At 67.7% G+C, this 4852-nt stretch carries 6 protein-coding genes and 1 pseudogene; 6 read left to right on the forward strand and 1 reads right to left on the reverse strand.

Features of this window, described 5'->3' with window-relative positions:
* Positions 1–131, reverse strand: a pseudogene (locus QOC69_RS01390) (4-hydroxy-3-methylbut-2-enyl diphosphate reductase); the annotation flags it as partial.
* A gap of 53 nt (positions 132–184) precedes the next feature.
* On the opposite strand from QOC69_RS01390, the gene QOC69_RS01395 reads away from it, so the two are divergent.
* From QOC69_RS01395 to QOC69_RS01420, 6 genes are all read left to right on the forward strand, one after another.
* Positions 185–739, forward strand: a complete 555-nt coding sequence (locus QOC69_RS01395) for a lipid droplet-associated protein (RefSeq protein WP_526435617.1) — start codon at positions 185–187, stop codon at positions 737–739.
* The gene (xseA, locus tag QOC69_RS01400) at positions 736–1965 is read left to right on the forward strand and encodes an exodeoxyribonuclease VII large subunit (protein ID WP_526435619.1); all 1230 of its coding nucleotides are present in this window, start codon (positions 736–738) and stop codon (positions 1963–1965) included. The genes QOC69_RS01395 and xseA overlap by 4 nt, the downstream gene beginning before the upstream one ends.
* Positions 1952–2164 (forward strand): exodeoxyribonuclease VII small subunit, encoded by a 213-nt coding sequence (locus QOC69_RS01405; RefSeq protein WP_526435621.1) that lies wholly within the window; start codon positions 1952–1954, stop codon positions 2162–2164. The genes xseA and QOC69_RS01405 overlap by 14 nt, the downstream gene beginning before the upstream one ends.
* Before the next feature lie 72 nt (positions 2165–2236).
* Positions 2237–3340, forward strand: coding sequence for a 3-beta-hydroxysteroid dehydrogenase (locus QOC69_RS01410; RefSeq protein ID WP_526435623.1), 1104 nt, complete (start codon positions 2237–2239; stop codon positions 3338–3340).
* Positions 3341–3625: 285 nt separating this feature from the next.
* The gene (locus QOC69_RS01415) at positions 3626–4483 is read left to right on the forward strand and encodes a cupin domain-containing protein (protein WP_526435625.1); all 858 of its coding nucleotides are present in this window, start codon (positions 3626–3628) and stop codon (positions 4481–4483) included.
* Between the two features lie 5 nt (positions 4484–4488).
* A partial coding sequence (locus tag QOC69_RS01420) for a heme-binding protein (RefSeq protein ID WP_526435627.1) occupies positions 4489–4852 on the forward strand: 364 nt, incomplete at its 3' end.

Consider the following 4852-nt stretch of genomic DNA (forward strand, 5'->3'; position numbering starts at 1 on the left):
ACGGTTTCGACGGCGCGGTCAACGCCCGCGCAGTAACCCCGCGGTTCGGCGAGCAGAACTCGCTTACCCGTACTGGGGGTGACGATCGAGCTGGCGGCACCTGGGATGCCCATGTTGATCGTCGGTGGCATGGCTCAAGGGTACTTACCCACACCCGCGATCGCCCAGCCGTAGGCTTGCACCCATGGCTACTGCACCGTACGGGGTCCGTCTGCTGGTGGGGGCGGCGGCGACCGCGCTGGAGGAAACCCTCAAACTGCCGCAGACCATCCTGATGTACCCGATGACCATCGCCAGCCAGGTCGCGCATCTGGTGATGAAGATGCAGCAGGACGTTGCCGACCTGGTGATCAAGGGTGACGAGACGCTCGAGCAGCTGTTCCCGCCCAAGGACGAGCAGGCGGAGTGGGCGACGTTCGACGAGGACGAGGACGATCGCGGCGGCGGCTCCCCCGCCACAAACGGCGAACGCCTGACCGAGGGCCGGTTCGCGCTGTACAGCACGGGCGAGCCGGAGACTCCGGTGGCGGCCGAGCCCACGCTCGCCAAGTCCGACCCGCCCGACGTCGTCGGCCAGCTGGACTACGAGGCGCTCACGCTGGCTCAGCTGCGCGCCCGGCTGCCGTCGCTGCGGGTGTCCGATCTCGAGGCGCTGCTGGCCCACGAGGATGCGACGAAGTCGCGCGCGCCGTTCCAGACTCTGCTGGCCAACAGGATCACCCGCGCGACCGCGAAGTGACCCAGCCGAGTTCAGCGGAGAATCCCTGGCCCGTCCGCGCGGTCGCCATCCGGGTGGCCGGCTGGATCGACAAGCTCGGCACGGTGTGGGTGGAGGGTCAGCTGACCCAGCTCAACGTGCGGCCGGACGCCAAGACGGTGTTCATGGTGTTGCGTGACCCCGCCGCCGACATGTCGTTGACGTTGACGTGTCCTCGGGATCTGGTCCGCAACGCTCCGGTCAAGCTCGCCGAGGGCACCCAGGTCGTGGTGTGCGGCAAACCCAACTTCTACACCGGCCGCGGCACCTTCTCGCTGCGGGTCAGCGAGATTCGCGCGGTCGGTCTCGGTGAGCTGCTCGCCAGGATCGACAGGTTGCGTCGGCTGCTGGACGCGGAGGGCCTCTTCGACGTCCGGTTGAAGCGACCAATCCCCTTCCTGCCCAACGCCATCGGGCTCATCACCGGACGGGCATCGGCTGCCGAGCGCGACGTGATGTCGGTCGCGGAGGCCCGCTGGCCCGCGGTGCGATTCGCCGTCCGCAACACGATCGTGCAGGGCCCCAACGCCGTAGCCCAGATCGTCGAGGCGCTGCGCGACCTCGATGCCGACCCCGACGTCGACGTCATCGTGCTGGCGCGGGGCGGCGGCAGCGTCGAGGACCTGCTGCCGTTCTCCGACGAGACGCTGTGCCGCGCGATCGCCGCGTGCACGACGCCGGTGGTCAGCGCCATCGGCCACGAACCCGACAGCCCGCTGTGCGATCTGGTTGCCGACCTGCGGGCCGCGACGCCGACCGACGCGGCCAAGCGCATCGTGCCCGACGCCGCGGCCGAGCAGGCGCTCGTCGGCGATCTGCGCCGTCGCAGCGCACGCGCGCTGCGCAACTGGGTGCACCGCGAGCAGCACACCGTGAGCCAACTGCGCAGCAGGCCGGTGCTGGCGCAGCCGCTTGCGGCGCTGACGGCGCGGGCCGAGGAGGTCCACCGCGCCCGCACCGCCGCGCGCCGCGACGTCACCCGCCTCGTCTCCTCGGAGACCGAGCGGGTCGGGCACCTGTCGGCCCGCCTGGCCACACTGGGACCCGCGGCGACGCTGGCGCGCGGGTACGCCGTCGTGCAGATCGTGTCGGATTCCATGGCCGTGCTGCGGTCCATCGAGAACGCCCCGGCAGGCACCCGGCTGCGGATCCGCGTCGCCGACGGCGCCGTCACTACGCTCAGCGAGGGGTCAGATGAAGCCCATTAGTCAGTTGGGATACGAGCAGGCGCGTGACGAACTGATCGAGGTGGTGCGCGCACTCGAGCAGGGCGGCCTGGATCTCGACGCCTCCCTAAAGCTGTGGGAAAGAGGCGAAGAGCTGGCGAAACGATGCGAAGAGCACCTCGCGGGCGCGCGCCAGAAGGTCGAGAAGGCACTGGCTGCGCGGGACGACGAAGAGAGTTGAGAACGCAACCAGTTGGACCCTGAGGGGTCGAAACTGGAACACGTTACAGTTCTCTTGGTACGATGCGATCCCATGGGTGACTCAACGCTGACTCCTGAACCCTCTGCTCCTCGCGTCCGCACCGACCTCGGCCGCGTCCTGGTGACCGGAGGCTCCGGCTTCGTCGGCACCAACCTGGTGACCGAACTGCTCGACCGCGGGAACGAGGTCCGCTCATTCGACCGGGCGCCGTCACCGCTGCCCGAGCATCCGAGGCTGCAGACCGTCGTCGGCGACATCACCGAGGTCGACGACGTCGCCAAGGCCGTCGCGGGCATCGACACCGTGTTCCACACCGCGGCCATAATCGATCTGATGGGCGGCGGTTCGGCACCGGCTCGCGAGCGCAGCTTCGCCGTCAACGTCGGCGGCACCGAGAAACTCGTCCACGCCGCGCAGGCGGCCGGGGTGAAGCGGTTCGTCTACACCGCGTCCAACAGCGTCGTGATGGGCGGCCAGGTGATCGCAGGCGGCGACGAGACCCTGCCCTACACCGAGCGGTTCAACGACCTCTACACCGAGACCAAGGTCGCCGCCGAGAAGTTCGTCCTTGGCGCCAATGGCGTCGATGGTTTGTTGATCTGCTCGATCCGGCCCAGCGGTATCTGGGGCCGCGGCGACCAGACGATGTTCCGCAAGTTGTTCGAGAGCGTGCTCGCCGGACACGTCAAGGTGCTGGTGGGCAGCGAGCACTCCAAGCTCGATAACTCGTACGTGCACAACCTGGTTCACGGTTTCATCCTTGCCGGCGAGCACCTGGTTCCCGGAGGGACGGCGCCCGGTCAGGCGTACTTCATCAACGACGGCGAACCGGTCAACATGTTCGAGTTCTCCCGCCCGGTCGTCGAGGCCTGCGGCGAGAACTGGCCGCGCTTCCGGGTGTCCGGCCCCCTGGTGCGATTGGTCATGGCGGTGTGGCAGGGTCTGCACTTCCGGTTCGGCCTGCCCAAGCCGCCACTGGAACCGCTCGCCGTCGAACGGGTCTACCTGGACAACTACTTCTCGATCGCCAAGGCCGAACGCGACCTGGGTTACCGGCCGCTGTTCACCACCGAGAAGGCGATGGCCGACTGCCTGCCGTACTACACCGACCTGTACGCCGAGATGAAGACCGCAGGACGGACCGCGCCCGCTTAGCGCTACGCGCAGCGGCGTCGCGGCTGGCGATGTCGATGCAGGCGGTCGGCGAGTGATCATCGTTGCTGGCCTGTTGGGCGGATCAACAATTCACTGACCGCGACGTGGGCGGGGCGGGTGACGGCATCTGCGACGTCGTCCGGATCCAGCGGCGGATATCCACACGCTTCTGGTCATGTCAATCCTCCGAGTCTGCTGTGAATGCATTGCGGTCCCTTGGTTGAGCTAAACCTACCAAGTAGGTTGTGTGGCTGGGAAGCATGCACAACAAGGAGGAGGTAGGCGATGAAGGTCGTACCGTTCGATGAGAACGCGTTTCACATGGACCACCCGCGGGGCACGGTGTCGTTCAACTACCTGCTGATGGGCGGTGAGCCGGAGGCTCTGGAGAATTTCCGCTACATCCTGGGGCAGCAGGAGGGCGATTTCTCGATGCCGCGGCACCGGCATTCGTTCGAGCAGATCCGCCTACCGCTGATCGGTGACATGAATCTCGGTGAGCAGGGCATCCTGAGAGAGGGTGAGATCGGGTACTTTCCGGAGGGGGGAACCTACGGTCCGCAGGACGACCGTTTGGGGGACCCCAAGCAGCTGCAGCTGGTACTGCAGTTCGGTGGCGCGTCCGGGCTGGGGATGCGCGCCGGTCGCGGCCGCGGTCCCGAGTCGACGCGGCCGGCACGCGAGCAGCGTGAGGTTCGTGAGCAGCGGTTACCGCGGCCGCGCTACGACGGCGTCATCAAGTTCGACCCGGCGCGATTCAACTTCCTGCCGGTCGCGGGCACGGTGGGTGTGAAGCGGAAGTTCTTCGGCGCCTTCACCGAGCGCGCCTTCTGGATCGAGCGGATCAAGATCGCGGCGGGTGCGCGGTGGGTATCCACCGAGGACAACGCGCGGCGACTTATCGTGGTGCTCGCCGGCGCCGGCGAGGTCGCCGGAGTGGGGATCGGCCGTTTGGCGGCGATCCAGGCCGAGGCCGGTGAGGTGCTGACCGTAGCCGCTGCCGAGGAACTCGAGCTGCACGTGGTCGGCATGCCGCCGGTACAGCTGCCGCGAGTGCCGCAGGAGTACGACATCGTCGTGGGCGACGGACCGATCGAATTCGAAAAGCCCAAGCACACCGTCGGATCCAGCGAAGGGATCTGATCGGCATGCTGTCGTTGGCACGAGCATCGGCGATCGTGGACGCGGTCCTGGCGACCGCGCGTGAGCTTGCATTGCGGCCGGTGGCGGTCACCGTGCTCGACCCCGGCGGCCATCCCATCGTGCTCAAGCGCGAGGACCAAGCCGGAATACTGCGACACGACGTAGCCCACGCGAAGGCCTGGGGCTGTCTCGGAATGGGCCAAGGCGGCGGCACACTGGCCCGGCACGCCGACCGCTCGCCGACCTTCTTCACCGCACTGGCCGCCATCTCGGGCGGACGCATGGCTTCGTCCCGAGGCGGCGTCTTGATCCGCGATTCGGATGGCACCCTGCTCGGTGCGGTCGGTGTCAGCGGCGACCGGCCCGACA

This window comes from Mycobacterium sp. (assembly GCF_032162105.1).
Lineage (GTDB): Bacteria > Actinomycetota > Actinomycetes > Mycobacteriales > Mycobacteriaceae > Mycobacterium.